This window comes from Streptomyces sp. NBC_01363, from assembly GCF_026340595.1.
Lineage (GTDB): Bacteria > Actinomycetota > Actinomycetes > Streptomycetales > Streptomycetaceae > Streptomyces.
Window position 1 is genome coordinate 1296713 of record NZ_JAPEPF010000002.1, and the last position, 26884, is coordinate 1323596.

Genomic DNA, 26884 nt, shown 5'->3' on the forward strand with positions numbered 1-26884 from the left:
CTGGACTTGACGCTCCACCCGTACTGCAGGCATCAGCCCTTCGCCCTTGCCGTACCGTCCCACGTCCTCGGCGTAGCGGTCGGTCTCGTCAGGGTCGGCCCTCAGGTCCGACCCGGGCCACGTCGGGTAGCAGTACTCCCGGGTGAGGCCCTACCGCCGATGTGGTAGCCATGACGCCGGGCGGTCACGTCCTGCTGATCGAGCGTGGTCGGCCGCCGCACGAGGGTGCGTGGGCACTGCCCGGCGGTTATGCAAAGTGTTCGTGGATGTCTCACCTCGCTCCTGCCGAGACTTCCTCTGAGCTGGGCGTTAGTTATGTTCATGGTGATCCCGATGTCTCAAAGGACCCATGGACTACTTCTTCACGTCACGCAGCAAGGTACGTCGTTTCTACGAGCCGATACCCGAGATAGGTCTGGACGGAGCTCAGTACACGAGCCGAGACAAGGCCCTGAAGGACGGCACCCCGTTCTTCCTCGGGCCGGACATGCGGCCCAGGGAGCCTCACTGTTCGTTCTTCTTCGAACTGGCCAAGACGCTTGAGGCGAAGTCCCTGCAGGACTACGCCTACGACTTCCTCGACCTGGACGACTTCCTGGCCAGGTTGGACCCGCCGGCCGACGTTTTGTCGGCTGATGAGGACGATCTGATCGCCTACCGCGACTACTGCACCGAGTACCGCGATGAACCGATGGGTCCGGCAACGTGGAAGCGCCGGCGGGCCACGATCAACCGCTTCTACGACTGGGCCGTCGACGAGGCGAAGGTACTCGATCGGCGCCCGTACTACCGCAAGAAGAACGGCAGGGACATTCTGTCCTGGGGTTCGACCACCCAGCTGGACGTGCGCCATCTGACCTTCGAGCAATGGTGGTTCCTGGACCGGGTGGGCCTTCGCGGACTGCTGCCCGACGGGTCGGCCGACCCCTCGTTCCGCTCCGGGCACGCGCTGCGGAACAGCTGCGGGGGCAACCTGGCCATCACGACCGGTCTTCGCCTGCGCGAGTTCAGCACCTTGTTCGACATCGAGGTCGGTCCTGCGCGTCGGGACGGATCCGCCTGCGAGGTCGAGCTGGAGGCGATCGCGAAATTCGGCCTGCCCAGGACCGTCGAGGTCCAGGACGCGATGCTGCGAGACCTGGACTGGTACCGGCGGACCGAGCGCGCCAGCTGCATCCGCAAGGCCGCACGGAACCTGCACCGCCAACGCGACGAGCTCTTCGTCGTCGACGACGTCAACCTGCGCACGATGAAAGTCAGCGGAATCCATGAGGGCCGCCGGCGGACCTACACCGTCAAGGCGATGAAGGCCCCGCTGCGACGGATCACGGTCATCGAGGGCGACCACGGGCTGGAGCCGATGGCACTGTTCGTCGGACGCAACGGGCGGATGATCAGCAGCCAGCGCTGGGAACAGGTCTTCGCCGCCGCCCACGTACGGACGCTACGGATCGCCGCCGAGTACGGCCTGCCTCTGGAGATGCCGAGCAGGGTCCGGATCCACGACCTGCGCCACACATTCGCGATCTTCATGCTCGAGCAGCTGACCGAACTGCTGATTGCCCAGGACGCCGAGCAGTTCCGCCTCACCGGCCGTACACCGGCCTACGCGGCCGACCATGTGTCCCGCAATCCGTTCCTGACCATTATGCGGCTCCTCGGACACCGCCGACCGGAGTCAACCATGCGCTACCTGACGTACAAGAGGAAGACGAATCTGCTGGTCGCGAGGGCTATCAGGGACTGGAACGAGCAGGACCGCACCTACGCGGACCTGGCCGCTCGCCACGCCTCCGGCTGGGTCGCCTGATGCCGCGCCGCGGAGAGCGCCGCCCCCAATCAGCTGCCGTTCCGCCGCGCCCCGCGACTGCACGCGCTGTTGACCGCATCGGAGTGCGGGAGCTGACACGGGTGAATCGGGGCCGGCTGACCGCCAGCCGGATCGATCCGGGCGACTACGACTGTCCGGTGCTGGCTGCACAGCTGGCCGACACCTGGCTCGACTACCACCACAAGGCGGCGTTGAAGAACAGCGACGGCTACTCGGGGGCGGTTCGCGCGTTCGCGAAGTTCGCAGGCCCGTATCTGATCGCGTCGGGCCTGGAACCGGCCGATGCCCGCCTGGACGATGACCGCATCGACCTCACCGAGGTCATCTACGCCTGGGAGAACGATCTCCTGGCGAAGTTTCCGCAGGACGCGGGACGGCCATGGCAGTTTGCCAGGGCCCTGCTGGTGCTGATCCACCACCGTGCTGAGCGGGATGCGAAGGTGCCTGACAAGCTCCGCAAACGCGCGGCAGCTCCCGCCAGCGCCCGCAAGGCCACCAGCCAACCGTTCGACGAGTTCTCCAACGCTGAACGCCTGGCCCTGAAGGGCGCGGCCCAGGAGGATCTCCGGGCTCTGGAGAAGCGGCTGACCCGGGGCAGAGAGCTCCTGGCGGCCGGCCGGGATCCGCGCGAGCACGGCTGGAGGGAACTGCCGAACCTGGTCTGGGCCGCTCGCCACCGCGTGCTGACCAGCGCCGATCTCCAAGCCGGCCTACCGGCTCACGCCAAGGACTGGCCCGAGGAACTGCTGGACGTACGCCCGTCCAGCAAGGGCGCCCTCGCCGGTCGCTACGGCCTCATGCGGGCCGCGAACGGGTTGCTGTTCCCGCAGGAGTTGGACCTGCACCCGTTCCGGGTGCTGCTGCTGCTCGCAATGCTCGACTGCACCACCGATGAACTGGCCGCGCTCCAAGTCCCAGACCTCGAGTTCAGCGCCCAGGGGGTGCGCGTTGTCCAGGTCAAGAATCGGGCTGAGCGGATCCGCGCCGACTACCACGTGATCGACCGGCCATTGGAGGAGGGCGAGAGCCCGGGAGAACTCGCCTACGAGGGCCGCGGCAAGTGGGACGTCGCCGGGCTGCTGCGGCGTCTGGTGAAGGCCACCGCGCTGACACGCGAGGTATTCGGCGGCGAGCCCTGGCTGTTCACCGCGGTGGAATCCGCCGAGAATCGCAGCACCATGGACGCCCGCTTTGCCCGGTTCGTTGATCCGGGGCGGCGTTTCACGCACTGGATCGCGTCACACATCGATGCGTCCGGTGCGTCCGTCCTGGACATCTCCGAGCCGCATGAAGCACGTCGTCTGCGCAAGACCGCGAAGACCACGCGGGTTGTCGCCCTGGGCGGCACCTTGTCCGACATGGCAGGAGACGACCACAGCATTCAGGTGTTCCAGGGGCACTACGCCCACGGCACCACCGCCCATGTCCTGGCCGGGGCGGCGATGAACCGCGCCCAGCAGCTCGTCTTCGACCGGCTTGCGGCCAAGCCGGTCCTGGTCACCCCCCAAGCGCAGCCCCGCTTGGGCGAGCCCGAGGTCGCCCAAGCGCTGGGCGTGGGCCCGGAGCTGGGAGCGGCGCTGAGCGCCGGTGAGCTGGACATGGGCGTGAGCAACTGCAAGAACCCCCTGGACTCCCCGCACAGCAGTCCAGGCAAGCTCTGCCATGTCGCGCCGGCGATGTGCATGATCTGCGGCAACGCCGTCGTGTTCGTCACCCAACTGCCGCAGCAACTGCTGTTGTCCGACCACATCGAGCAGATGCGCCTGACCCAGCCGCCCATGGTCTGGGAAGCCGTCTGGGGGCGCCAGGCCAAGGCCTTGGCCGAGGTGTTCGAGGAGTGTGCCGAACACCTGCCCGCGGCCCGTCAGGCGATCAAGGAACAGGACATCCGCCTCAACCTGCCTTTGGGCATGCGAACGGAGTACGACCGATGACCGCCCCCACTTCCGCTGCCGCTCCTGGCCGGCTGGCATCGTGCACCTTCGCCGACGACGAGCCGGTCTACACGGCCATGTCCGGGCAGCTCCCTGGAGTCGCGGGGCCGGTGTTCGGGCGTGTCGACGAGTGGCCCTGCGACTGCCTCAGGCGCCCGGCGAACCGAAAGCCGCATGAGTGGAAGTGCTCCTTTCCGCTCGACCCCGTCTGGAACCTGCGAGCGCGAGAGGTCGCGTTCTGCATGCTCAACCCTCACCACCGAGCACTGAGGGACGCGGGAATCTTCCCTGGCCGGAAGATCTGGAGTCCGGCCACAGCCCGCAAGGAGTGCATCTGCCTGGCTACCCTGGGCGCCTGGGCGGTCAAGGAAGGCATGCCGGATGACCTGCAGATGTGGGCGACCGAAGACTGGCAGGGATATATCGACCACCGTGCCTCGAGCACCGGGCCTGAGTCGGTACGCAGTGCGGTCGGCGCAGTACGGCGCTTGGTGCGGTACTCCGGAGTTCTGACTGGCACCGGAGTGCTGGAGGACCCCTGGCCGGGAAAGACGGACAGCGAGGTGGCCAAGCTCGCGGCCAGCGACAACCTGTCCACGCCGTCGATTCCGCCGGAGGTCTGGTGGCCGCTGCTGCGGGCGGCCTGGGCCTACATCGACCGATTCTCCGCAGACATCCTGGATCGGCGAGACCGTGAGAGGGACCGGTTGACGATGCAGGATCCGTCGCCGCGTGGTCTGGGAGCGGGCAGCACCGACTCGCAGTTGCAGCAGTGGCTCGCTGATCCCGCGAACCTGGTCCCCCTCAACTCGTACGGCTCCCGGAGTCAATCGAAGGGGGCCCCGATATGGGCTCTGCTCAGCCGGAGCATCACGGGAGGCGCCAGCAAGAAGATCTTCGAGATCGGCCGCGCCAAACAGGGTGTGATGCGCCGGTCGGAGGTCCTGCGGATGATCGAGGAAACCGGCAGGGTCGAAACTCTGGATCCCCCGGAGGTCAGGCGGAGGGTTTCGCAGTTCCCTGCGCAGGTGTCGCTCAAGCGCTCGCGGCAGTCCCTGGACGACACGCTCCACAGGTGGCTGGCCGATCCGACCAACGTCATCCCCGTACATGCGAACGGATCGGTTGTGGACCGTGCGGGTGAGCCGGTGTGGTCCAGGTTGGAAGAGCTCGTGCTGGAAACGCCCGGGCAGATGAGCCTCTTCAACACCACAAGCCAGGCCAGCCAGCTTCGGCGCGAGGCCGTACTGCACGTCCTGGCGATGGGTACTCACCAGGTGGTGAGCTACGAACGGAAGCTGATCCTGGAGCTTCACATGCTCAGGGCAGCCTGCTACATCTTCGTCGCCGCGTTGAGCGCCATGCGCGACTCGGAGATTCAGGAGATCCAGCGCGGCGCACTCACTCAGCACTACGGTGCCCCGGCGATCGGCTCCCGCAAGGTGAAGGGAGACTCCTCGACGCCGAAAGAGAACTGGTGGATCATCGAGCCGGTCGCGCAGACCCTGGCGGTGGCCGAACGCCTGTCCTGGCACGACACCCACCTCTTCACAGCATTGGGCGCGGGACGCGTCGGTATCAAGGCGGTAGCCGACATCGACCTCTTCATCGCGCAGGTGAACGCCAACCGGCACCTCACCGGCCTGGAGGAGATACCGAGCGGGCGTGTCCGCCCGCACATGTTCCGCAGAACCATGTCAATCATCGCCAGTCAGCAGCCGGACGGTGAGATCGCCGTGGGCATTCAGCTCAAACACGCGGCGCGACGCGCTCTCGCGAACCGCTTGTCCGGGGCATACGGCCAGATCGATGCCAAGTGGGCGAAGGAGTTCGACACCGACCTGCGGACCGCGGCCGCCCGCAAACTCGTAGGGCTCCTCAAGGCCCGCCGCAGCGGGGGGACCATCGCGGTGGGTCCCGGTGCCGCGCGCTTCCATGCCGGACTGGACAAGGTCAACGCGGCCATCGCCCAGACTCCGACACTGCGAGCGCAGATCGCTGACGAGCGGCTGGAGATCACCCTGCTGCGGGATGAGTTCGCGGACCTCCACCTGGGCACGGTCAACCACTGCATGTGGAACGCACCCACCGCAGAGTGCCAAAACCAGCTCCCGCCGGCCCAGCGCGGCCAAGCACCGCTGCTGGGAGCGTGCCAGCCCTCGCGGTGCCGCAACTCCGTCCTGACGCTGTCGCACGAACGGATCTGGCGGATGGAGGAGGCCGACCTGGTGGAGTTCCTGAAGAAGAAGCTCTCCAAGCCCCTGCGCGATCAGGCGTTGGCCAGGCTCGCGGAGGTCCGCTCCGCCACCCAACAGATCGATCGACTCAAGGAGAACGCCTGATGCCGGTGTCCGCCGCGACCGCCGACAAGCTGCGGGAGGCCATGGTCCGACTTCTGGCCGGAGAACCCCTGCACAGCGACGGCGCGTTGACGAAGGAGAATCTGGCCCGCGAGGCCCGGGTCAGCCACGCCACCGTCCACCGGGCCCAGGACATCCTGGCGGAATGGGACATCCAAGTTGCCCACCCCGTCCTGCGCACGCCGGGAGAGACCCGCCGCGATGAAACGATCGCCGAGCTGAAGAGCAAGCTCCGCAAGGCCAACGAGAGGGCTGGTGAGCTGCAGGGCAAACTCGACGCCCTCGCTACGGTGACCGCGAACCTCTATCGCGAAACCATCGAGCTGAAGAAGAAGGCAGCGCGCAAACCGGAGCAGAACCGACTCGGTCTCCTGCGCGGCGGCAACTCTGTGGAGACATGACCCGCGAACGAGTCAGCTCAAGAAGCGGGCGACGTGAACGTCAAGCAGGGTGCCGAATGCGTCTGCGGATGCGACCTGCGGGGCGTCGCACACGACGTTGTCGCCTGTCAGGGTGTCGAGGTCGGCCCAGCCTCCCCGATACAGGGTGATGTGCGCTTCGATTCCTACGGTGTTCGTGATGCGTACTCCAATCGAGTCCGGCTCGATGACCAGCGACCTGTCGGTTTGGAGGGGTTGGGGCCAGGAGGCAGTCTCGTCGCGCCAAGTCACGGATCCCACGGTCAGGCCGACTGTTTCCCAGCCGTGTCGGCGTTCAGTGATCTTCGCGGCTGCCTGGTCGAGGTCGATGATTCGCTCCATGGCGGAATAGTCGCTCACCGGCTCCGGTGGCATCCAGGAATTCCGAACGGCCGGCGACATCAACGGAACCCCTCCCGCTGATCAATGTCGACGGGGACCCCGCGAGTGCGCAGTCGGGCCATCAGGAATTCCATCTCCGGCAACGTCCCTTCCAGGCCGTCGCCGCTCAGTTCGCCGACCAGTTCCTGGGCCCGCGACAAGGAAACCGCCGAGACTTCCCTGAAGACCTTCAGGGCCGGAACGAGGCTTGGTAGCGGACCGGCGAGTCGCAGCCTGGCGGGTCCGTTCGCGGCGAGCAGGGCCTCTCGCACATCGTCGGGCGCCGTCCCCGGGCCTGAGTCCTCGCATATATAGGTGCTACAGGCTGCGCAGGAGAACTCGGAATCCGACCACAGGGCATCGTCGAGGATGAACTGGTTCACCTGCCGGACTGCCATGGCGCCGCAATCGCCGCAGCGTGTTGCGATCTTCGCTGTCTGACCGCGCACTCGGGCTCCCTGTTGTTCTGCTTCTGCTCGCAGGATCCTCTCGCGGTTGATGGTGTGAGCGCGACCGGATTCGGGCCGCTACAGCGCTGAGCATGGGACTGGGGCACACCCGCGCCACCGACGGCACGATGTGTCGGCGCCCGAATCACACCAGGACGACCTCGACGTCATGCTCTCCGATGATGTGCAGGATCAGCTCGAACAAGGTGGCCGGGTCACCCTGCACAGCCCGGTGTTCCACCAGCCGTGACCTGGCAACTTCGGCATACTGCCATTCCAGGGTGAACGGAGGCGCGGCACCCCAGCCGCCTCTGAGACAGTCATTCAAAGCGTCGAGGTTCCACCCGAAGTACCCGCCGGGCCCGTTGACCGCCTCGCCGATCGCACAGTAGAAGCTGTCCACGTCGTGGACCTGCTGGCCGTCCAGCACGAAAACGCGGCCCGGCGCGATGTCCGAGCTCTTGCCGCGGCGCCGGTATTCGCTGGACCACAGGGCCACGGACAACCACGCACGCCGACCTTGCTGGTCCAGGGAGTGCCACAGGCCCTTCCGGTTCAGCTGCCCGGTTCGGATCAGCTCCCACATCCAATCGGAGCCGGGAAGCGTCTGGTCGCACCAGAGCTGCACGGTGACATCGACAAGGCCGGCACCAAGGGTCGAGGGCTTGGCGGCGATCGCGGTGACGTCGTTGACGAAGTAGGACCCCATCTCGACGCCTTCGGCATCCAGTAGGGCCAGGTCGGCGTTCCCCGCCCGGGCGCGGTGGCCGCCGACATGGTCAAGGGCGGCCAGCAGCCCGCCGCGAGGTGCGCACCCCAGCAGATCGACCTGCCGAAAGCCGTCCTCTGACACACAGAACAAGCCCCTGGCCTCGCGGGCGAAGCCCCAGAAGTCGCTACCACCGTCGTCACTGGCCAGGGAGTACTTGAACCCTGCCCCGGCACTTGCTGATCCCACCGCACCCCCCATGAGCTGCTGATCCTACCGAGCCCAGGACCGGGCGGAGCCGATGGATCGCCAGGTCACAGCAGGGAAAAATCTTTCGCTCAACGTGAGACACCATCGACCGCCTATCGGCGGATTCCCTGCAGATCCCCGAGGCGGATCCACTGAGACGACAGCGGCTCTGAGACAGGTGAACTGTTCCTAACGGCGGCCACGTGGACCCCGGCGAGACGAGTCGTGCGGCAGCCGTCCGGGAGCTGGCCGAGGAAACAGGTGTCCACGTGGCACCCGGCCACCTGCGCCAGATCGGCGTTTGGGACCAGCCCGACCGCGACCCGCGCGGCCGGTACATCACGGCCGCGTACCTCACCGTCGTCCCTGTCGGCACCCCGATTGTTGCCGGAGACGACGCCCGCACCGCCCGCTGGTGGCCCGTAGACGACCTGCCGCCGCTGGCGTTCGACCACGCTGACATCCTCAGCAGCGTGGCCGTGGGATCAACCGCCTGAGACGCCACAGCTAGAGCCCGACACGGCCCCGGACCATGAGGTCCGGGGCCCTGGCGCATCCCGCACCGTTGCCTGCTGACCGGGTGGCTGGGACTGTGGTGAGCATGGTCGACACTCACTCGCGCGGGTACGAGGCAGCCGCCCGCTGGATGTTCTGGTCCGGCATCGCCCTGTTCCTGCTCGGGTTGGCCACACTTGGGGTTGCGAGGACAGATGGTTCTCAAACGTGGGAATGCGCCCCGGGCTGCCGACTTGTGGAGAGCACGGCATGGGAGACGGCCAGAACGGTGGGTGCGGGGGGCGCGGCGCTGGGAGCGCTGCTCTGGGCTGCGGCCATCCTGATGGTTCTCCGCCGACGGCGGATTCCACCCGCGACAGGACCCACCGACAGTTCAGCGTCATAGACCTTCACTGCACGACAGGGCCCCAGACCTCATCAGCCGGGGCTTTCGCTGTGGCCCTCGCGAGCCACCGTTCCGTTCCGGCGGATCGAGTAGGCGGCAGGAGTGGCCGCAGGTTGAAAGCCGCGCACATGCGGGCCAGTTCGGCGGCGCACTCCTCTTGGGAATCCGCCTGCACCATTAAGACCGTGGCCATGACGCCAGTCTCCTTGATAGCCGCCCTCTATCGCAGGCGAATCGGCAATAGCTTGACGTGATGACGTGGGCGAACGTATCGTCTGCCTCACTGGACACGCATGTCGCTGAGGGCCGCCCGACGAGGCGGCCCTCAGTCATTCCCGGCGGAGGTGAACATGGCCGCCGACCGCGGACTCGTCAGCGAGAAGGACGCCACCTACTACGCAGGCTGGCCCGGAGCCACCATCCGGCGCTGGGCTCACGAAGGGCGGATCCAGCGATACGGGTCCGGGCGCGGCCAGGTTCGCTACAACGTCTTCGAGCTGAACAAAGCCGAACGCGACGAATGGACGCGCGAGCTCATCAGCCCCGGAGAGACGCCGCCGCTGTCCGAAGTTGCCAACGCGGCCTGACGGCCCTGCCCGACTACTGAAGCCTTGTCGTCACGCAGCTCTGACGGTCAGCACAGGCGCAGCCCCACCTTCAGCATCGGCTGCGCCGTAGACCCAGGAACCAGCACGCCAGCACCCGGACGCGGGTACCCCTCCGAGATCGCCATCTCGTTCAACGCGTACTCAGTACCGCCGACGCTGAACGTGACCGCACGATCGCCGTGGCACGCCAGCATCCATCGCGAACGGCCAGTCGGCACTCTCCGCCCGGGATACCCACATCTTGCCGTGGCCTTTCGAGTCAGGCTCGCCGCCGCCGCCGCCGTTGCCCAGCGCCCCCGGCCACGCAGCCAACGAGCAGGACCAGTACCGCGCCCCCGCGATCCACTGCCACCTCATCGCCACCTCCTCGCATCGTGAGGGGCCACAGTAGGGGTACTGGTAAGGATCGTGCCACCAGCCGCAACCGGCGATATTCTCCTAGCTCTGAGTTCGCTCAAGTCCCGCATATTCGACAGAGTGTTGTCGCAAGAATCGGTCCATGGAAATCACCGAATGGCTTCCCGCGCTGACTGCCATGGGCGCGATTGGTGCCGCTGTGATCACCAGCCGGACAGCGATCAGGTCCACCGAGAAGACCGCCCGGATCTCCCTGCACGCTGCTTACACGACGCCGCGAATCACGGCGGTAGGGGCGTTCTTGGAGGCCGTGGAAAAGGGGCGCCACGCTCCGACCAGCGACATCCTGACCGCCGTCGAGGCCGTATACTTGACGGTCCGGGTCCTGGCGTTCCAGGGGACCGAGGCCGCCGAGGACGTCAAGGCCCGCGCCAGCGCCCTGGTGGAGAATTTGCGGGAGATGCAGGAGACCTGCGGCGCCGTCCCCCGTGCCCCCGCCGAGCAGATGCTCGACGAACTGGTCCACGCAGTCGGGCGTGCGGAGGCTATGGAGCAGCAGCACCGGGAGGCTGGTGTCGAGGCGTACACCGAGTGGGAGCTTCGGGCGAGTGAGGATTACGGAATGCTCCGTGGCGCGCTGGACTGCCTGACCAAATCCCACGCCGAACAGTGCGCCGCGTATACCGACGGGGGTCGGAGTCCGAAGACTGCCGAAGCGAGGAATGAGCTGAAGCAATATGGTGTCCTGCTCGACATGCCCGGGCTGGAGAACGCCGTCGAAACCGGCAAGATCCTGGTCTGGCGCCGAAGCGCCCGGGAGCGCTATCAGCTGGCGGGTGAGCGGCTGTGGGTAGACCGGAAGGCCTTCGCCGATGCCGTGGCCCGCTGGCTGGACGAAGGCCCCACCACCTGACCCTCCCCGGATTGCGGCGGGTGGCATGGTTCTTGGAGTAATTGTCAAGACCTGTGGATCCATGGCTATGTGCGGGGTCTGCCTTTGGTGTCGTTGTGACCGCGTAGGAGTTTCAGGCGAGGCCCTCGAGGAAACCCAAGAGCGCGGTGTGCAGGATTTCGGGCTGTTCCAGGTGCAGGTCGTGGCCGACGCTGGGGATGCTCATGGCCATGGTGGCGGGTCGTTGCCGAAGCATCTCGTCTGCTTGCTGCGCAGGGATGAAACTGGATTGGGCCAGGACGACCAGGGTGGGGCACGCGACCTGCCCCCACTCGTGCCGGAAGGAACGCTGGGCGTTCTCCGCCACCGAGCGGACCATCACGCCCCGGTCGAAGCGAGGCCACCATCCGCCGTCGCGTTCCTCCAGCCCGGCCGCCCAGCCTGCGCCGACCGGTCCGCCGCCGAGGAGCGCGGCTGCCGCTTCGCGTGAGGAGAACGGTGTCGGCCACGAGTCGAGCCATCCGCCGATGTCCACGGGGCCGTCCGGGTTCGGACCGCCGGGGCCGGCCTCGATGAGCACGAGCGCGCGGACGAGTCCTGGATGTGCAGCGGCGGTGAGCATGGCCGTGTGCCCGCCCAGCGACTGGCCGACCAGGACGGGCCGCTGCAGTGCCAGCTGATCGGCAACGGCGATGACGTCTGCGACGTAGGCGGCGCGGGAGACGTCCTGCGGGTGGCACTCGCTGGCGCCGTGCCCGCGCTGGTCGACCGCGACGACCCGATAGCTGGAGCTCAACCTCCGTGCCAGCACGTCCCATTCGCCCGCGTGACCAGCCAGGCCGTGCAGAAACACGATGGGCTGCCCAGGCCCGCCCCAGTCCCGGCAGGCAAGCCGGACGCCGTCTCTCACAACCACGTGTTCAGACCATTCCACGTCGGCCCCCAGGTAATCGGCTGGCCTCGATCATGCCGCAACCGCCTTGGGGGCGTTCGACGAGCTGGCCGCGTTTGAAGCGGGCTCCTGCCCGGAGGAGGGCGACGAGGTGGGGCGCGTTCACGGCCCGCCACCGCTGCTGGGCGGACTCGACAAGCTTGAAGACCATCGCCAGGGCGGCGGTGCGGGAGCCGGCGCCGCGGGTGACTTTGGTCCGCAGCCGGACGGTGGCGAACGTGGATTCGATCGGATTCGTGGTCCGCAGGCGGATCCAGTGTCGAGGGCGACCAGTTCCTTGGAGCCGTCGGCACGCACCCCGACCAGGACCAGAACGCAGGCTTTGGCCTCCTCCAGACGGACGTTGAGGTGGATGCCGTCGGCCCACACGTACACGTAGTCGACCTCCGCGAGGTCGCGGTCCATGAACGCGGCGTGGTCGGCCTGCCATTGCTGGGTCAGCCGGGTGACCGTCGCGGGTGAGAGTCCGGCCGAGCTGCCCAGGAACTGCTCCAGCGCGGGCACGAAGTCGCCTGAGGACAGGCCGTGCAGGTAGAGCAGTGGCAGTACCTCGCTGATCTTCGGTGACTTGCGGCACCATGGCGGCAGAATCGCGGAGGAGAACCGCTTGCGCTCGCCCGTGGCCTCGTCGACGCGCTTGTCGTTCACCCGCGGCGCCTTCACCTCGACCACGTCGGCTGCGGTGGTGACCTTCCTGGGCTGGTCGTAGCCGTTGCGGACCACCAGACAGCGCCCCTTGGTGTCGCGTTCATCAGCCAACTCGGCTACGCAGGCGTCGACTTCGGCCTCCAGTACGGCGGCCAGCATCCGCCTCGCGCCCTCCCGGAGGATCTCATCCGGCAGCGAGCTGCCGCTTGGCGTGCTGCCGTCCTCGTTGACTACCGTAAGCACGGGCGTACCTTCCCGACCGACGCTGCAACATCGGCCTTGCGCGATGACCTATCGATCGATCCATCGGGAAGGTGCGCCCCCTTCCGTCAGGAGTGATCCACAGGTATTGAGCATTGCTCTGGTTCCTTCCCCCTTACCGGCATCCCCAGTACGGACAGGAGGCGGGTAGTGCCCAGACCGACACGGTGGCGGGTCTGCTCCCACCCAGGCTGCCCCGAGTACACCAAGCAGGGCCGGTTCAGCGTGCCGACGGCTGGGGCGCCGGCTGGTCGCTGCTCTCCCTCCACCTGGGCGCCGACGACGCACCCACCAAACTGACCTCGGCCGAGATCCTGCACAACGGATACACCGTCCAGGTCAGCAACTCCGGCTCCCTGCGGATCTACCGCGACGACGCCACGGCCGGCACTTCCACCCAGCTGGCCAACACCGCGGCGCGCACCGCCCTCACGGCAAACACCGTCTACACCCTGCGCCGCGTCATCACCGCTACTCAGATCACGGTGTCCGTGCCTGAGGCGGGCGTCTCCACGACGGTGACGGACAAGGTGTACCGGGTGCCGTGGTCGATATTCGTCGGCCGGAACCACAACGCCTGCGCCTCCCGACTGATCAACATCGCGAGCATCAGCACCCCCTGACCCTGTCCCAGGCCTATGGCACCCAACATCGACTGTTTTAGGCTCACTTGGCATAGCCGTCCCATTCGGGCCCCTGCGTGAGGAGATCAAATATGTCAATTCCGGAAGGCCCCTACGCCGTTCAGTTCACGATCACGGCCTACGCCGACGCCGAAGGCGTTGAGATTGGCACCACCTTCGAGATCCCACTCAGCTCGTCCCTGTCCCAGCTGCCACACGAGGACGCCGCGGCGCAGGCCGCCGCCGAGGCCTACATAGCCAGCCTTGCTTCCACCTACTCGTCCGTGCGGGCCTACGCGAACCGCGTCTACCTGTGTCGCCAGCTTGGCGACGCCTGGCCGACAAGTGCCACCGAAGGCGTAGCTTCCGCCTGACCACATCCAAAGCGACGCCCCCGTGCACGATCACGGAGGCGTCCCCCGCTGTGCCACGGGTTGATCGCGAAGGACGGTCGGGTGCACATGGTCGGTTGGGGCCGCACCAACCATGCCGGGGGCGGTGACCCCAAGGTGCTGGCGCAGGTCGTAGCCGAGTCCTGCGGCACCCGGCCGACTCCGCCGACCCGCGGCAACAGCAACGGGGGCGACGGCAACGCGCACTTCTACGGCTGGGAGTGCGAGAACCGTCGGCGACGGCAAGGACCCGTGGCCGGCCGCCCAGTACGACGCCATCGTCCGCGTGCAGGCCGCCCTGTGCCGGGCGCACGGCTGGGCGGCGCAGTCCGTGATCGGCCACCGCGAGTGGTCGAGCGACAAGGTCGACCCCACTCCCAGTCGAGCACAGGCATGCGGGTAGGTCTCGTCGGTGCCGATAGGCATGGCCTCGGGGCGGATGAGGGCCACGGCGGCGAACCGTGGCAGCACTACGACCTTGGCCACGGCTTCTGCACCTACTCCTTCTTCGAACAGTGTCCCCACCGCATGGCGTGCGCGCGATGCGACTTCTACACACCGAAGGACTCCAGCAAGGGACAGTTCCTGGAGACGAAGGACAACCTCCAAAAGATGCTGGCAACGATCCCGCTCACAGAGGAAGAAATGGCGGCGGTCGACGACGGCCAGGCTGCGCTCGACCAGCTCTTGAATAGGCTGGCAGACGTCCCCACTCCATCGGGCGACACTCCACGCCAGCTGCTCCCGATCGTCGAAGTTCGCCAGGGGAATACGCCACAAGCCCGATCGTGACGCCGAAACTGCTATGGCCGCTGGACTGCCCAGCCCCGAGCGGTAGCGGCACCGGCTGGGGTGGTCGAGGCCGCCTGATCGCCCTCGACCACCCCAGCGGGCGATGCCGTCAGACCCGGTTCGCCAGCCAGCCGAAGACAAAAGCCTCGTTCTGTTCCCGAGATTCGGCGATCTCGACGTATCGCGCACCCTGCAAGCTGGCAAGTGCCTTAAGGATCACCGTTTCGCCCTGCGGCTTTCGCTTGTTCATGAAACTCACGAGTGCCGTGACGGTCTTCGGGCCGATAGCACCGTCCACGGTCATGTCTGGGTAGTCGGCCTGCTGCCGGTTCAGCGCGTTGAGGGCGCGCTGCAGGAACTTTGCCGCTGTTCCGTTGCCCATATTGACGCCGGTATCGAACAGTTTCATTGCGACCGGCACTGATACCTCGGCGATGGCATCCGGGCGAAGCGGACGCCAATAGCGGCTCTGGTAGATTTCCTTGGCCTTCTCCAGCGGGAGGTCCGAGATCCCACCCGTGTACCCCTCCGCCCTGACCGCCGCCTCGGCCGTCGGCTGGCTCCGCACGTCATCGCCCGTCAGGCTCATCGCCTAGCAGGCGGGCGTGCAGGTGCATGTCGTGTCGGCCGTCCTCATGCACGGCGGCGCTGCGTTTGGTGCCTTCCAGGAGGTAGCCAGTTTTTATGGCGACTCTGCAGGATGCCGCGTTGCGTGTCGAGTGGTCCAGCTCCAGGCGGTGGAAGCCGATCTCGTGCAGGGCCCAGGTGGTGAGCGTGGCGAGGGCACTGGAGGCCACTCCGGCGCATCGGGCCGCCGGGAGCACCCAGTACGCGACGTTGGCGATGCCGTCGTCGAAGTCCAAGCCGCGCAGGGCGATCCGGCCGAGCACCTCACCGCTGTCCCGGGTGACCGCCCAGTGGCCGCCCGTTTCTCGTTGCCAGTCCCGCCGGTAGGCGTCGAACCACTCCTGGACCTGCGTCTCGGTCAAGGGCCGTCGCGTGTGCCAGCGACGGATCTCGTCGTCACGATAAGCGGAGAGGAACCCTGGCGCGTCGCCTCCTTCCCAGGGGCGCAGCAGCAGACCACCGAAGGCCGTGAGCACAGGCTGAGGGGAACTGGCGAGGGAGCCGGAGGAAATGACGGGCTTCGTCGAGAGAGCGCGAGTCATGGAGCCATGATCGGCCGAAGCTGGCCCCACACGTCAAGGTCACAGACTCAGCTCTTCCAGCGATCGGCCGGACAAGTCCTAGCACCGACTTGACCCACCAGCGACATGAGATGTCTTGGACTGTTCGGCGATGCTGTGGTCGCGGGTGGGGACCAGGGTTCCGTCCACGATGAGCACGGTGTCCGTCGCGAACCGGCGCCTGGGCTGGAGCGCGAGGAGCGGGCCGAGGTGGTCGATGATGCGGTCGGCCGCCGACTTCGATATGCCGAAGAACGGGGCGAGTTGGCGCAGGGTCAGGTTGGTGCGCCAGTACGTGGTGACCAGCAGGACCCGGTCCTCCAGGGGCAGTCCCCACGGCCGGCCCCGCCGCACTCGATCCGCACCCGCACGGCGGAGCGCGGTCACCAAGCTCCCGAAACCGCGCGGGCTCAGCCCGGTGAACGGGACTATCCAGGACGACTCCGACGCCGTGATCACACCAGCCACTTCAAGATCATTACATCGGTCGCCAGCGGCTACGGAACAGTCCGTGAGGTGCGGGCCTATCTAGCCATCGCGGTTCGAACTCCCAGGGAGACCAGCACAGTTCCGGCCAGTCGACTCAACCCGCGCCGGAACCAAGGCGTGTCGATTGCCGTGTGCGCAGCGGCGACCACGGACGTCCAGAAGAGCAGCCAGACAAGGACGATGGCCACATGCGCGACCGCGAGCGTCGCGATCTGCGGCGCGATGGGGCGGCTGGGCGTGAGGAACTGCGGGATGAGAGTGAGATAGACCGACGCCGCCTTCGGGTTGAGGACGTTGGACCACAGCCCCTGTCCGAAGCCCCCAAGCCGAACCCACGGCACGCGCCACCGTGCCCGTTCCTTAGTTTCGATGCCTTGACGCGCTGAGCGCCAGGTGGTCACGCCCAACCAGACGAGATAGATGCCACCCAGGAGCTTCACCACTGTCAACGCCTGGGCCGACGACATGACCAGGGCCGACAGGCCAACCGCGGCAAGCGTTGCGTGCACCAGGAGCCCGCACGCCGAGCCGAAGGTGACGAGCACGCCGTCAGATCGCGAACCAGCCATCACGCGCTGTGTGACAAGGGTGAAGCTCGTCCCGGGAATCAACGTCAGGGGTGTGACTGCGGCCATGAAGCCGAGTACCTGATGCCACTGCACACACCGAGCATAGGCAACGAGAGCACTCCCCAACCACCAGTTCCCGGGGCTTCTTCCGTCTCCAGGCCGAGACTCTCCCGCGTCTACTTGGACTCGAAGATCACTGCGGGACAAGCCTTAGTGATCACCAGATTCTGATGCCGTATGTGCCATCCAGCTCCCACTCGAAGGAGTGATCTACGCTGTCAGCCCTCTCGCAAACGACCCTTCCCAGCCAGCGCGGTGAGCTCGGCGGCGTCGCGGCCGAGGCGCGCTGTCTTTGGCGAAGACGCTTGACAAGTCTGATTCCACAGAATCCTGAGGAAGCGCAGCATGACCAGGCGCGACGGATTATCGGACATAAGTTCGATTCTAAGTCTTTCCTGGGCCTCTGCGAACTTTCGGCCGCCCGTGACCTGTGTCGGTGCTACTCGCTGAGCATGCTGGCATTTCTACGAGACTTCGATGCTCTGCGGGACAGGTGCGCGAGCAGTTGACCCGCGCCGACGGCCACGTAGAGCACGACCAGAACCCCGAGTCCGAGGTCGAGCCAGTCATGGGCCGCGCCCCTGAAGAACGAGGCCCAAGCCCTGGCCCCCGCGACGGATCCGGCAACCACCAGCAGCACCGACGCCACGGCGTACAGCGCCTTCGCGGCCCTGGGCCGCCGCTCTTTGAGTAGTTCACCACCCGCACCGAGCACGACCAGCGGGGCGAAGGCATCGTGCGGCTCCAGACGCCCCGTCCCGATCGTGTCCACGATGTTGATCAGAGCGCCGATCGACCCGACGACCAGGACGCCTTGGGATATACGGCGGCTCATCAACCCTCGCCTTGCAGCCAAACTTCGTTGGCAATCAATCAATCTTCGCTGTCGCAGGATAGCCCGCCCCTGCCACACTGGCCGTGGCCCGCCGTGGCCCGCCGTGGCCCGCCGTGGCCCGCCGTCACGGCGGGCCGTCCGGTTGTCATACCGGCCCAGTACCGTGAACTCATCACATTCGCGCCTATGGCTGGGCGCAGCTACGAGACCGCCCCGCCCGGAACAGCGCCCGGACGGGGCGGACGCGCGTTAGCCCTCGTCGGCTGGGGGCTCCGGATGCAGCACGGCCTTCTTCACGGCCATCTCCGGCTCGGACCTGGAAACCCCGGCCGCTTCGGCGTGCGCGGTCACCGTGGCCTGGAACATTGCCGCCGCCTCACGCCACGGTGCCCACGCCTCCTCCGTGTACGGCTCGGCGAGGGCCTTGCGCTGCTCTTCAGCGGCGGAACGTTCCAGCACGATCAGATCTTCAGGGATATCGATTGCCGCGGCCGGATCGTAAACGGCAGCACTGACAATCGAACGGAGCCGCGCAGGTCAGGCTGCCTCGACGACATCCGCCCGGACCGCGACCTCCCACTCCACCAGCAGCCGCTGATACTCCGCCTCACCCTCCGGTGACAGCGGGCCAGCTGCCCACAGTGCGCGAATGTCCGCGTTCACCACGGCAGGCGAGCGCACAGGCGTGGCAGGCGAAGACTTGATCGACATGAGAACAGGCTACGGGGCGGGACTGACAATGGCCCCGACCGCGTCCAGGGCCAGGTGCCACGGGAAGCCCTCGGGGTGCCGCTCGCCCGGCTGGTTCGGCACGAAGCCGCCTGGCCCGTACAGCACCGTCACCCCGGCGCCGCGGAGCGTCTCCACCGATCGGTCGAACGCCGGATGCTGGACGTAGGCGGTGTTCACACAGGGCATCGTCACGGTCGGGATCCGCTTCCCGATCCCCTCGGCAACCACGCCGACGACGAATGACGACGTCAGACCAAGGGCCCAGGTGTTGACCGTGTTGAACGTGGCCGGCGCGAAGAGAATCGCATCTGCCGGCGGCCACACATCCGGTTCCCCAGGCAGCTTGTACTCGGAGCGCACCGGATGCCCGGTCAGCCGCTCCAGCTCTGGGAGTTGCTCGCCCAGCCACCGGGCCGCCGTCGGCGTCAGCCCGAGACACACATCCCACCCGCGAGCCTGGGCGTCTTCAATGACCTCGGCAACCTCGAAGACGGGCGGGGCGGCAGATCCGAACAGGTACAGAGTCGTCATGCCGCCATCCGACCACACATGCAACCGCCCCCGAACGGGGTGGAGTCGGGGGCGATGCGAAATCCAGCGCGCGGACGCGCGGGTACCGTTCCGGATGACGAGTCAGGAACGGAGACCAGTATGCCCAGACTGGACGACGACCACACAGGCGCAGGGATCAAAGAGCAACGGAAACTCGCCAGGCTGACACAGCGACAGCTGGCCGACCGGCTCCCGTACTCGTACAGCCTTCTCAACCAAGTCGAATGCGGGGCCAAGTCCGCCACCCTCGACTTCGTCGCGGCTGTGGCCCAGGCCCTTCGGATCGACGTCACCGTGCTGACGGGACAGCCCTACGTGACCGAACTGCAGCAGGACCGCCTTGCCGAACACGTGCGCCCCATCCGGGAAGCGCTGGACCTGTACGACCTGGGGGCCGACGACGCCATCGCTGACAGGCCGGCCGAGCAACTGATCGCTAACGCCGACGATCTGTGCGCCCAGGTGCGGGCAACGCGCCTGCGGAACGCCGCCCGCCTCCTGCCGACCACCATCGCCGATCTCACCACCGCAGCCTGGCGCGCGCAGTCGACGGAGCTGTGGCAGGCCCTCGCCTCGACGTACCGCACCGCCCACGACATCTCGGTGAAGCTCGGCTACTACGACCTCTCCAGTGTCGCCCTCGACCGCATGGACTGGGCAGCCCACCGTGCCTCCGACCCCTGCCTGGCAGCCATCCGCCAGTACATGCGGGCCCTGGTCTACTTCCGGGAGGGTGAGTACACAATCGGGCAGCGCCTCGTCGCCGCTGGCCACAGCATCGTCGGTGCAGCCGAGCAGACCCGGGAGGCAGTGGCCGTCACCGGGCAACTCCACCTCGGAGCGTCCGTCATCGCCGCCCGCGCCGACCGGCAGACCATGGTCGACACCCACATCGCCGAAGCCCGCGACTGTGCAGAGCGGACCGGGGATGCCTCCGAAGTCCACTGGCTCAGCTTCGGCCCGACGAACGTCGCGCTCCACAAGATGTCGGCTGCGGTCGAGATGCGCCAGTACGACGAGGCCCTCACCCAGGCCCGGCAGATCACCCTGCCGACGGCGCTGGCCACATCGCGGCGCGCCCACTTCCTCATCGACAAGGCCCGTTCAGAGATGGAGACCGGCCGCACCGAGGCCGCCCTGAGCAGCATCATCGACGCCCGGCACGCCGCCCCGGAGCAGACGCGCTATCACCCTGGAGCCCGCGAGACCATCAAGTGCCTGGCGCACATCTCGCGCCGCACCCCGGACACCCTCGGACACATGGCCGCCTGGATCGGTCTGTAGCCGTGCTCACGCCCTGACCTGCCAACGCTCACAGATTCGTGAGCGTTCAGCCCCTTCCCGCACGTCACGCTGGTCTTGTACCTGATCAACGATGAGCCGGGGACGCCATGACCGTGAGGGACTTACCGTCAGCCAGTGACCTGACGGAGCAGCAGCAGCGCGGATGGTCCTGCGTCTGGTGCAGGACTGCTCTCACCGTCGGTGAAGATCGGGACCTCGGCGAGAAGCGGGCCCGACCCGAGGTGGGCGCCGCGTACTCCTGGTTCCCGCGGGCCTGCTCGGACACCGCCGCCTGCGCCGTCCGGGAAGCAGAGCAGGCGTCGTGACGGCCTTAGTCGAGGGACCGACGCCCCGGCCACTCCCGGACCCCCGCACCCTTACGTGGGATCAGTCCGCCGGCCGCGCCTGCGTCTGGTGCAAGAAGGCTCTCACCACCGGCGCGGTCAGTGCCGGCATCATCCGCGACCGGCTCGGAGCCCACGTCCTCGATGCCGAGGCATGGGCTGGGCCCTGTTGTTTGTCTACCAGTCGAGGCGCATGACCACGGTGGTGTCGAGAGCTGCAGTGATGCGTGTGGCCTCATGGCATATGCCGCTGAGCTAGCTGCACTGTCGTAAATTCGAACACATGTTCGCCTGGATGAGTGGTCGGCGGGAGGTGATCTCTCTCGTTGGTCATATTGCCGGTCTCGGATCGCAGTCCACACCCCCCAAGGTGCAGCGACCCGGGGCCGGTTTTGTGTCATGGTGGGCTGATGTTCGCACTTCGCAGATTCGGCGCAATGGGAGCCCGGTGGGAGTCGAGTGGGAGATGATCATGGGGAACGTGAGCGAACTGACGCTAACTGGAGCTAACTACTGGGCAGTGTCCGAATGCGGTGCCACCCGGGTGGGGGCTGTATTCAGTGGTATCGCGCGGCAGGAAATCCGATCATGAACATCCCTTTCTTGGGCAACTGGCGTAAGCGTCACGACGGTGCGCGGGGGGCGGGGCTCGCCGCCGCCGTCGCCGCCGATCCCGATGGCGTGGCCGAGCTCCTCGCCGAGTGCGAGCTGCTGCGTGTCCGGGCGGGGCAGCGCGGGCTCGAACTCGACGACAGCCCGGCCTCGTTGGCGGCTCTCGATCAGTTGCCGCCGCGCTGGCGCGACGACCCCGAGGAGCTGCCCTGGCTGGGCAACGACGCCGGGTTGTACCTCGGGACGGTCCTGGTGCGGAACGTCCCCGGCGCGGCCTGGAACATCTGGCCCAGTGGGCGGCCCGTGGTGCGGCTCGCCTCCGGAAGGGAGATCGATGTGGTCGAGGCCGGGCTGGACTGGGCGATGGCCGGCAGTCCCGAACTCTCGCAGGTGTACTCGGAGTCGGCCGAAGGGTAGGGATTTAACTACAACCGAACAAGAAGCCTTATGCCCCATTTGTGCGTGTCGGTGACGAAGTCCCTTTTCGGGCTGGATAGTTTGCGCTGACCTCGACACAGCGAAAAGTGGGTAGGGCAGCGTATGGCCGTCGATCCGTTGATCGAGCTGCGGGACGTCAACAAGTACTACGGACAGTTGCACGTACTGCGGGACATCAATCTCACCGTCGGCCGCGGGGAGGTGGTGGTGGTCATCGGCCCCTCCGGCTCCGGCAAATCGACGCTCTGCCGGACCATCAACCGGCTGGAGACGATCGAGTCCGGCCGCATCGCGATCGACGGCAGACCCCTCCCGGAGGAGGGGAAGGGCCTCGCCCAGCTCCGGGCCGAAGTGGGCATGGTCTTCCAGTCGTTCAACCTGTTCGCGCACCGGACCGTGCTGGCCAACGTCTCGCTCGCCCAGCTCAAGGTCCGCAAGCGGAAGAAGGACGAGGCGGACCGGCGCTCCCGTGAACTGCTGGAGCGGGTCGGACTGGCCTCGCAGGCCGACAAGTTCCCCGCCCAGCTCTCCGGCGGTCAGCAGCAGCGGGTGGCCATCGCCCGCGCCCTCGCCATGGACCCCAAGGCGCTGCTCTTCGACGAGCCCACCTCGGCGCTGGACCCGGAGATGATCAACGAGGTGCTGGAGGTCATGCAGCAGCTCGCCCGGGACGGCATGACCATGGTCGTCGTCACGCACGAGATGGGCTTCGCCCGCTCCGCCGCCAACCGCGTGGTCTTCATGGCCGACGGACGCATCGTCGAGGACCGCACTCCCGAGGCGTTCTTCACCGCTCCGGAGAGCGACCGCGCCAAGGACTTCCTGTCCAAGATCCTCAAGCACTGACGGGGGGCTCCGTGTTGCGTACGAGAAAAGCTCTGGCCGCCTGCGCCGGTCTCCTGCTGGCCGTGCTCGCCGCCGGTTGCGGCAAGGAGGGCAGCCCGCCGGTGAAGGGCCCGAAGCCCGAGCAACTGCCGGTCTACAAGGTCGACTCCGGCTTCCGGCTGCCCGCCTCGCCGACCTGGACGAAGGCGAAGAAGCGCGGCTACCTCCGGGTCGGGGCGAAGGAGGACCAGCCCTATCTGGGCGAGAGGGACCCGGCCACCGGTGTCTACTCCGGCTTCGACATCGAGATCGCCAAGATGATGTCGGCCTCGCTCGGGTTCGACCCGAAGACGATCCGTTTCAAGACCATCGCCTCCGCCAACCGCGAGACGGCGCTGCAGAACGGGCAGATCGACTACTACGTCGGCACCTACACCATCAACGCCATGCGCAAGAAGCTCGTCGGCTTCGCCGGTCCCTACTTCATGGCCGGACAGGGCCTCCTCGTCCGCACCGACGAGCACGACATCAACGGTCCGCAGGACCTGGCCGGCAAGACGGTCTGCTCGGCCGCGGGGTCGACCCCGTACCAGCGCATCGCCGCCGACTACCCGAAGGCGATCCTGGTCGCCTACGACACGTATTCGATCTGCGTCGACAATCTGCTGACCTACCAGGTCGACGCCGTCACCACCGACGACGCCATCCTGCTGGGCTTCGCGGCCAAGGCGCCCAAGGAGATGAAGGTCGTGGGCAAGCCGTTCTCCCAGGAGCCGTACGGCATCGGCGTCCCGCGCAGCGACAACGCGCTGCGGTTCGCCCTGAACGACGCCCTGGAGACGAACGAGAGGAACGGCAACTGGAAGAAGGCGTTCGAGGCCACACTCGGTCTGTCCGGGGTGCCCGCGCCGAAGCCGCCGCCCATCGACCGCTACCCGGCTACCTGAGAGGGCGGGCATCGACCATGGACGTACTCACACAGAATTTCTCGCTCTACGGCAAGGGCTTCCTCGGCACGGTCGAGCTGACCGTCTACTCCTCGATCCTGGCCCTGCTCCTCGGCTTCTTCATGGCCTCCTGCCGGGTGTCCCCCGTCGGTTCGCTGCGCGTGCTCGGCACGGTCTGGGTGACGGTGCTGCGCAACACCCCGCTGACGCTGCTCTTCTTCGCGGTCCTGCTCGGACTGCCACGCTTCGGCCTGGTCCTTCCCTTCAAGGTCTTCGCGGTCCTCGCGCTCGGCTGCTACACCTCGGCGTTCATCTGCGAGGTGCTGCGCTCGGGCATCAACACCGTGCCGACGGGACAGGGAGAGGCGGCCCGCAGCCTCGGCATGACGTTCGGCCAGACGCTGAACACCGTGGTGCTGCCACAGGCGTTCCGGTCGGTGATCCCGCCGATCGGCTCCACCCTCATCGCCCTGGCCAAGAACTCGGCCATCGCCGGGGCGTTCAGCGTCACCGAACTGCTCGGCACCTACAAGACCCTCAACGAGCTGGGCTACAGCATCATCTGGACCTTCGTCTGGATCGCCGTCGGCTACCTGATCATCACCCTGTCCATCAGTGCGCTCTTCAACGTGATGGAGAAGCGCTGGGGAGTCGCCCGATGACCACCCGCACCGCGCCGTCCGCCACCGCGCTCTACGACATCCCGGGCCCGGCGACCCGCAAGCGCCATCTGATGTACGGGATCGTCTCGACGGCCCTGATCCTCGCCCTGTTCGGCTGGGTCGTCTATCTGCTGTTCGACACCGAACAGTTCACCAGCGCCAAGTGGACACCCTTCGAGTACCAGGGCATCCAGGAACTGCTGCTGCGCGGACTGGGCAACACCCTCAAGGCGTTCGCGTACGCCGCGGTGCTCTCCCTCCTGCTGGGCGCCGTCCTCGCCGTCGGCCGGCTCTCCGAACACCGGGCCGTGCGCTGGATCGCGACGGTGCTCGTGGAGTTCTTCCGGGCCATGCCCGTCCTGGTGATGATCTTCTTCATCTTCGTGGCGCTGAAGGTGCAGCCGCTGCCCGCCCTGGTCACCGGTCTGACCCTGTACAACGGCTCGGTGCTCGCCGAGGTGTTCCGCACCGGGATCCTCTCGGTGGAGCGCGGCCAGTCCGAGGCCGCGTACGCCCTGGGGTTGCGCAAGACGCAGGTCACCACCTTCGTACTGGCCCCGCAGGCGGTGCGCGCCATGCTGCCCACGATCATCAGCCAGCTGGTCGTGGCGCTGAAGGACACCTCGCTCGGCTATCTGATCACCTACGAGGAATTTCTCCACGCGGGCAAGCTCATCGCGTCCAACCTCGACTACGATCTTCCCTTCATCCCCGTGGTGATGGTGATCTCGCCGATCTACATCGGGATGTGCATGCTGCTCTCCTGGTTCGCGACCTGGGTGGCCAAGCGGGAACGGCGCAATCCGAAGATGAAGGCCGTGAAGATCGCACCGGCCGAACCAGGAACGCTGCTGCCGGGAGTGCAGTAGCGGGGTCCGCCGCGAGGCGGTCCCGGCAGAGCGGTGCCTGCCCGGCAGCAGCCGGTGATCACTTCTCGCGCAACGGCACGGACACGTACGACGGGTCCGCCGGGGTCGAGGAGAAGGTCAGCTGCGATCCGGTCGGGTTGTGCTCGATGTAGAGCGGATCGACGGTGTCGATCACCAGGGTGAGACGGTGACCGGCCGGAACGTCGTAGGCGGTGGAGAACAGCTCCAGGTCTACGGGGAACGGCCGGCCCGGCGTCTGCCCGTGGAAGGTATAGGGGGCGTTGCTGATCAGCTTGCCCAGGCCGAGCGGCCCTTCGTCGTAGAGATACGCGACGAAGGTGCCGCTCTCCTTGCTTCCGGTCACCGTGGTGTGGAGCTTCGCCGTGCCCCGGATGTGCTGCGGTGCCGCGTACTTCCCGGACTGCCAGACGGCCGCGAAGGTACGGGGCAGCAGTGGGACGGAGGCGAGCGGCGGGAGCTTCACGAACTGGTCGAGGGCGTTGGACAGCATGACGATGCCGCCGTTGGCGCCCGAGTCGATGTTCGCGTGGATCCTCTTCGTGCCGTCGAGTGCGATCCGTTCCTCGGCGGCGCCCACCGACTTCCAGTCCGGGTAGCCCTCGTAGCCGGCGTCCGTACGGGACTTGAGCTGGACCGGCGGCTCCTCGTCGATGCCGTTGCGCTCGCCCTTGAGGTAGCGGTCGAACCAGCGGTGCGCGTCGGTCCAGGTGTCGTTGGGCAGGCCGAGCAGTCCGGTGGCCTCCGCCGTGGCGTGGTCTCCCGGGCGGAACTCCAGGCGCTTGGGGCCGCCGAGCTTCTCGTAGAAAGAGGCGTACTGGTTCGGCGGAAAGATCGTGTCGCCCCAGGCGTTGCCCATCATGACGGCCGCGCCGTTGGCGTTGATCTCGTCGAGGTAGGTGGCGGGGGAGCGCTTCCTGCCCCACTCGATCATGTCCTGTTCCCTGGCGAGGTCGGAGCCGAGGAATTCGGTGAGCGTACGGGTCAGCTCGTCGCTCGGGCGGCCGGTGAGCAGACCGGCGCCGCCGAGGAGGGCGGCGGCCTGGAGGTGCTGGGTGCGGCCGCTGTAGATCGAGTCGATGAGATCGGCCCAGCCGCTGAGCGCGACCACGGCCTTGATCCGCTTGTCGTGCCCGGCCGCGAGGAGGCTGATGCCCGCCCCGTAGGAGACTCCGCCCATGCCGATGCGGTCCGGGTCGGCGGGGGTGTTGGCGAGGGCCCAGTCGATGACCGAGGAGACGTCCGCGAGGTCCGGCGGGCCCGCGACCTAGATCCTGCCGCCGGAGAGCCAGAAGCCCCGCGAGGTGTAGCTGACCACCACATAACCGGAGTCGGCGAGCTGCTGCGCCTGGGCGAAGTACTCGACCTGCGGCATGCCCCAGCTGGTGGGCAGCACGATCAGCGGGTGCTTCGCGCCCGGCTCGGCTCCGGTGGGCGTGAACACATTGCCCTTGAGCGTGATCCCGCCGGAGCCGGGGATGTCGTGGAACTCCAGGCCCGGCGCGGAAGCCGCGACCGCCGCGGCGGGAGACAGGGCGGCGGCCGGAGCCGCGGCGAGGACGGCTCCGGCGAACAGGACGGCGGCTGTTCCTAGGGAAGCGGTGGTGCGCAGAGCCGGATAGGGACGTCCCACGGGTCACTCCTCACGCGTGCACGACAAAGTGACCCGACGGTAACCCCGGCCTCTTACTCGTAGTAACTCG

General features: G+C 67.0%; 27 protein-coding genes and 4 pseudogenes. 17 read left to right on the forward strand and 14 right to left on the reverse strand.

Translation table 11 applies throughout. From position 1 onward, the window contains the following. Positions 1-349 precede the first annotated feature (349 nt). The 4 genes from OG611_RS33620 to OG611_RS33635 are packed head-to-tail and all read left to right on the forward strand — an operon-like array spanning position 350 to position 6526. A complete protein-coding gene (locus tag OG611_RS33620) occupies positions 350-1810 on the forward strand; it encodes a site-specific integrase (RefSeq protein WP_266428931.1) in 1461 nt (486 codons plus the stop codon). Then, positions 1810-3765 (forward strand): hypothetical protein, encoded by a 1956-nt coding sequence (locus OG611_RS33625; protein ID WP_266428933.1) that lies wholly within the window; start codon positions 1810-1812, stop codon positions 3763-3765. The genes OG611_RS33620 and OG611_RS33625 overlap by 1 nt, the downstream gene beginning before the upstream one ends. After that, entirely contained in the window at positions 3762-6107 is a 2346-nt protein-coding gene (locus OG611_RS33630; protein WP_266428936.1) for a hypothetical protein, read from the forward strand. Before OG611_RS33625 ends, OG611_RS33630 begins: the two co-directional genes overlap by 4 nt. After that, positions 6107-6526 carry a hypothetical protein gene (locus tag OG611_RS33635; RefSeq protein WP_206433551.1) on the forward strand — a complete coding sequence of 140 codons (420 nt, stop codon included), beginning with the start codon at positions 6107-6109 and terminating at the stop codon, positions 6524-6526. The genes OG611_RS33630 and OG611_RS33635 overlap by 1 nt, the downstream gene beginning before the upstream one ends. Before the next feature lie 12 nt (positions 6527-6538). Here the strand turns inward: OG611_RS33635 and OG611_RS33640 are convergent, their stop codons facing one another. The 3 genes from OG611_RS33640 to OG611_RS33650 form a co-directional block, all read right to left on the reverse strand. After that, the gene (locus OG611_RS33640) at positions 6539-6886 is read right to left on the reverse strand and encodes a hypothetical protein (protein ID WP_124720207.1); all 348 of its coding nucleotides are present in this window, start codon (positions 6884-6886) and stop codon (positions 6539-6541) included. A gap of 59 nt (positions 6887-6945) precedes the next feature. Next, a complete protein-coding gene (locus tag OG611_RS33645) occupies positions 6946-7374 on the reverse strand; it encodes a hypothetical protein (RefSeq protein ID WP_124720208.1) in 429 nt (142 codons plus the stop codon). A 145-nt stretch (positions 7375-7519) separates the two neighbouring features. Further along, positions 7520-8332, reverse strand: coding sequence for a barstar family protein (locus OG611_RS33650; RefSeq protein WP_266428943.1), 813 nt, complete (start codon positions 8330-8332; stop codon positions 7520-7522). A gap of 203 nt (positions 8333-8535) precedes the next feature. Here OG611_RS33650 and OG611_RS33655 point away from each other — a divergent pair, with 203 nt between their 5' ends. The 3 genes from OG611_RS33655 to OG611_RS33665 all read left to right on the forward strand — a co-directional run bounded on the left by OG611_RS33655 (position 8536) and on the right by OG611_RS33665 (position 11111). Further along, a complete protein-coding gene (locus OG611_RS33655) occupies positions 8536-8829 on the forward strand; it encodes an NUDIX domain-containing protein (protein ID WP_323180295.1) in 294 nt (97 codons plus the stop codon). Positions 8830-9583: 754 nt separating this feature from the next. After that, entirely contained in the window at positions 9584-9820 is a 237-nt protein-coding gene (locus OG611_RS33660; RefSeq protein WP_266428945.1) for a DNA-binding protein, read from the forward strand. 520 nt (positions 9821-10340) lie between these two features. Then, entirely contained in the window at positions 10341-11111 is a 771-nt protein-coding gene (locus OG611_RS33665) for a hypothetical protein (RefSeq protein WP_266428947.1), read from the forward strand. Positions 11112-11223: 112 nt separating this feature from the next. Here the strand turns inward: OG611_RS33665 and OG611_RS33670 are convergent, their stop codons facing one another. After that, entirely contained in the window at positions 11224-12024 is an 801-nt protein-coding gene (locus OG611_RS33670) for an alpha/beta fold hydrolase (RefSeq protein WP_266428949.1), read from the reverse strand. After that, positions 12011-12933 (reverse strand): annotated as a pseudogene (locus OG611_RS33675) (transposase). Before OG611_RS33675 ends, OG611_RS33670 begins: the two are co-directional and overlap by 14 nt. Positions 12934-13118: 185 nt before the next feature. Here OG611_RS33675 and OG611_RS33680 point away from each other — a divergent pair. The 4 genes and pseudogenes from OG611_RS33680 to OG611_RS33695 all read left to right on the forward strand — a co-directional run bounded on the left by OG611_RS33680 (position 13119) and on the right by OG611_RS33695 (position 14758). After that, entirely contained in the window at positions 13119-13574 is a 456-nt protein-coding gene (locus OG611_RS33680; protein WP_266428952.1) for a hypothetical protein, read from the forward strand. Between the two features lie 92 nt (positions 13575-13666). Next, on the forward strand, positions 13667-13948 hold the full coding sequence (locus OG611_RS33685) for a hypothetical protein (protein ID WP_266428955.1): 282 nt from the start codon (positions 13667-13669) through the stop codon (positions 13946-13948). A gap of 45 nt (positions 13949-13993) precedes the next feature. Continuing rightward, positions 13994-14339, forward strand: a pseudogene (locus OG611_RS33690) (N-acetylmuramoyl-L-alanine amidase); the annotation flags it as partial. Between the two features lie 20 nt (positions 14340-14359). Continuing rightward, positions 14360-14758 carry a hypothetical protein gene (locus OG611_RS33695; protein ID WP_266428958.1) on the forward strand — a complete coding sequence of 133 codons (399 nt, stop codon included), beginning with the start codon at positions 14360-14362 and terminating at the stop codon, positions 14756-14758. A gap of 109 nt (positions 14759-14867) precedes the next feature. Here OG611_RS33695 and OG611_RS33700 read toward each other — a convergent pair whose 3' ends face one another. From OG611_RS33700 to OG611_RS33735, 8 genes and pseudogenes are all read right to left on the reverse strand, one after another. Continuing rightward, on the reverse strand, positions 14868-15347 hold the full coding sequence (locus OG611_RS33700; RefSeq protein WP_266428960.1) for a glycoside hydrolase family 108 protein: 480 nt from the start codon (positions 15345-15347) through the stop codon (positions 14868-14870). Beyond that, positions 15328-15927, reverse strand: a complete 600-nt coding sequence (locus OG611_RS33705; protein ID WP_266428963.1) for a GNAT family N-acetyltransferase — start codon at positions 15925-15927, stop codon at positions 15328-15330. The genes OG611_RS33700 and OG611_RS33705 overlap by 20 nt, the downstream gene beginning before the upstream one ends. A gap of 114 nt (positions 15928-16041) precedes the next feature. Beyond that, positions 16042-16413, reverse strand: a pseudogene (locus tag OG611_RS33710) (transposase family protein); the annotation flags it as partial. Positions 16414-16469: 56 nt separating this feature from the next. Then, positions 16470-17096: a LysE family translocator gene (locus OG611_RS33715; protein ID WP_266428965.1), complete on the reverse strand. Its 627-nt coding sequence runs from the start codon at positions 17094-17096 to the stop codon at positions 16470-16472. A gap of 406 nt (positions 17097-17502) precedes the next feature. Further along, positions 17503-17898 carry a hypothetical protein gene (locus OG611_RS33720; RefSeq protein WP_266428968.1) on the reverse strand — a complete coding sequence of 132 codons (396 nt, stop codon included), beginning with the start codon at positions 17896-17898 and terminating at the stop codon, positions 17503-17505. A 249-nt stretch (positions 17899-18147) separates the two neighbouring features. After that, entirely contained in the window at positions 18148-18357 is a 210-nt protein-coding gene (locus OG611_RS33725) for a hypothetical protein (RefSeq protein ID WP_266428971.1), read from the reverse strand. A gap of 78 nt (positions 18358-18435) precedes the next feature. Next, positions 18436-18609, reverse strand: a complete 174-nt coding sequence (locus OG611_RS33730; RefSeq protein ID WP_266428974.1) for a hypothetical protein — start codon at positions 18607-18609, stop codon at positions 18436-18438. Between the two features lie 9 nt (positions 18610-18618). Beyond that, positions 18619-19161: a flavoprotein gene (locus OG611_RS33735; RefSeq protein WP_266428977.1), complete on the reverse strand. Its 543-nt coding sequence runs from the start codon at positions 19159-19161 to the stop codon at positions 18619-18621. A gap of 120 nt (positions 19162-19281) precedes the next feature. On the opposite strand from OG611_RS33735, the gene OG611_RS33740 reads away from it, so the two are divergent. From OG611_RS33740 to OG611_RS33765, 6 genes are all read left to right on the forward strand, one after another. Further along, entirely contained in the window at positions 19282-20466 is a 1185-nt protein-coding gene (locus OG611_RS33740; RefSeq protein ID WP_266428979.1) for a helix-turn-helix domain-containing protein, read from the forward strand. Between the two features lie 932 nt (positions 20467-21398). Beyond that, positions 21399-21839: a DUF6278 family protein gene (locus OG611_RS33745; RefSeq protein WP_266428982.1), complete on the forward strand. Its 441-nt coding sequence runs from the start codon at positions 21399-21401 to the stop codon at positions 21837-21839. A 123-nt stretch (positions 21840-21962) separates the two neighbouring features. Next, positions 21963-22706 (forward strand): amino acid ABC transporter ATP-binding protein, encoded by a 744-nt coding sequence (locus OG611_RS33750; protein WP_266428985.1) that lies wholly within the window; start codon positions 21963-21965, stop codon positions 22704-22706. Positions 22707-22720: 14 nt separating this feature from the next. Next, positions 22721-23632 carry a glutamate ABC transporter substrate-binding protein gene (locus OG611_RS33755; protein WP_266431371.1) on the forward strand — a complete coding sequence of 304 codons (912 nt, stop codon included), beginning with the start codon at positions 22721-22723 and terminating at the stop codon, positions 23630-23632. Positions 23633-23649: 17 nt separating this feature from the next. Next, positions 23650-24294 carry an amino acid ABC transporter permease gene (locus OG611_RS33760; protein WP_266428987.1) on the forward strand — a complete coding sequence of 215 codons (645 nt, stop codon included), beginning with the start codon at positions 23650-23652 and terminating at the stop codon, positions 24292-24294. Next, positions 24291-25163 (forward strand): amino acid ABC transporter permease, encoded by an 873-nt coding sequence (locus OG611_RS33765; protein ID WP_266428990.1) that lies wholly within the window; start codon positions 24291-24293, stop codon positions 25161-25163. Before OG611_RS33760 ends, OG611_RS33765 begins: the two co-directional genes overlap by 4 nt. Before the next feature lie 58 nt (positions 25164-25221). On the opposite strand, the pseudogene OG611_RS33770 reads toward OG611_RS33765, so the two are convergent. Next, a pseudogene (locus OG611_RS33770) lies at positions 25222-26814 on the reverse strand (CocE/NonD family hydrolase). Positions 26815-26884: the final 70 nt, after the last annotated feature.

Excerpts from the sequence above, each read along its gene's own strand:
- OG611_RS33660 (WP_266428945.1), top strand. The coding sequence starts at position 9,584 with ATGGCCGCCGACCGCGGACTCGTCAGCGAGAAGGACGCCACCTACTAC.
- OG611_RS33705 (WP_266428963.1), bottom strand. The coding sequence starts at position 15,927 with ATGACTCGCGCTCTCTCGACGAAGCCCGTCATTTCCTCCGGCTCCCTC.
- OG611_RS33685 (WP_266428955.1), top strand. The coding sequence starts at position 13,667 with ATGTCAATTCCGGAAGGCCCCTACGCCGTTCAGTTCACGATCACGGCC.
- OG611_RS33640 (WP_124720207.1), bottom strand. The coding sequence starts at position 6,886 with ATGGAGCGAATCATCGACCTCGACCAGGCAGCCGCGAAGATCACTGAA.
- OG611_RS33695 (WP_266428958.1), top strand. The coding sequence starts at position 14,360 with ATGCGGGTAGGTCTCGTCGGTGCCGATAGGCATGGCCTCGGGGCGGAT.
- OG611_RS33760 (WP_266428987.1), top strand. The coding sequence starts at position 23,650 with ATGGACGTACTCACACAGAATTTCTCGCTCTACGGCAAGGGCTTCCTC.
- OG611_RS33665 (WP_266428947.1), top strand. The coding sequence starts at position 10,341 with ATGGAAATCACCGAATGGCTTCCCGCGCTGACTGCCATGGGCGCGATT.
- OG611_RS33700 (WP_266428960.1), bottom strand. The coding sequence starts at position 15,347 with ATGAGCCTGACGGGCGATGACGTGCGGAGCCAGCCGACGGCCGAGGCG.
- OG611_RS33620 (WP_266428931.1), top strand. The coding sequence starts at position 350 with ATGGACTACTTCTTCACGTCACGCAGCAAGGTACGTCGTTTCTACGAG.
- OG611_RS33750 (WP_266428985.1), top strand. The coding sequence starts at position 21,963 with ATGGCCGTCGATCCGTTGATCGAGCTGCGGGACGTCAACAAGTACTAC.
- OG611_RS33720 (WP_266428968.1), bottom strand. The coding sequence starts at position 17,898 with ATGAGCCGCCGTATATCCCAAGGCGTCCTGGTCGTCGGGTCGATCGGC.
- OG611_RS33625 (WP_266428933.1), top strand. The coding sequence starts at position 1,810 with ATGCCGCGCCGCGGAGAGCGCCGCCCCCAATCAGCTGCCGTTCCGCCG.
- OG611_RS33745 (WP_266428982.1), top strand. The coding sequence starts at position 21,399 with ATGAACATCCCTTTCTTGGGCAACTGGCGTAAGCGTCACGACGGTGCG.
- OG611_RS33765 (WP_266428990.1), top strand. The coding sequence starts at position 24,291 with ATGACCACCCGCACCGCGCCGTCCGCCACCGCGCTCTACGACATCCCG.
- OG611_RS33735 (WP_266428977.1), bottom strand. The coding sequence starts at position 19,161 with ATGACGACTCTGTACCTGTTCGGATCTGCCGCCCCGCCCGTCTTCGAG.
- OG611_RS33630 (WP_266428936.1), top strand. The coding sequence starts at position 3,762 with ATGACCGCCCCCACTTCCGCTGCCGCTCCTGGCCGGCTGGCATCGTGC.
- OG611_RS33740 (WP_266428979.1), top strand. The coding sequence starts at position 19,282 with ATGCCCAGACTGGACGACGACCACACAGGCGCAGGGATCAAAGAGCAA.
- OG611_RS33730 (WP_266428974.1), bottom strand. The coding sequence starts at position 18,609 with ATGTCGATCAAGTCTTCGCCTGCCACGCCTGTGCGCTCGCCTGCCGTG.
- OG611_RS33635 (WP_206433551.1), top strand. The coding sequence starts at position 6,107 with ATGCCGGTGTCCGCCGCGACCGCCGACAAGCTGCGGGAGGCCATGGTC.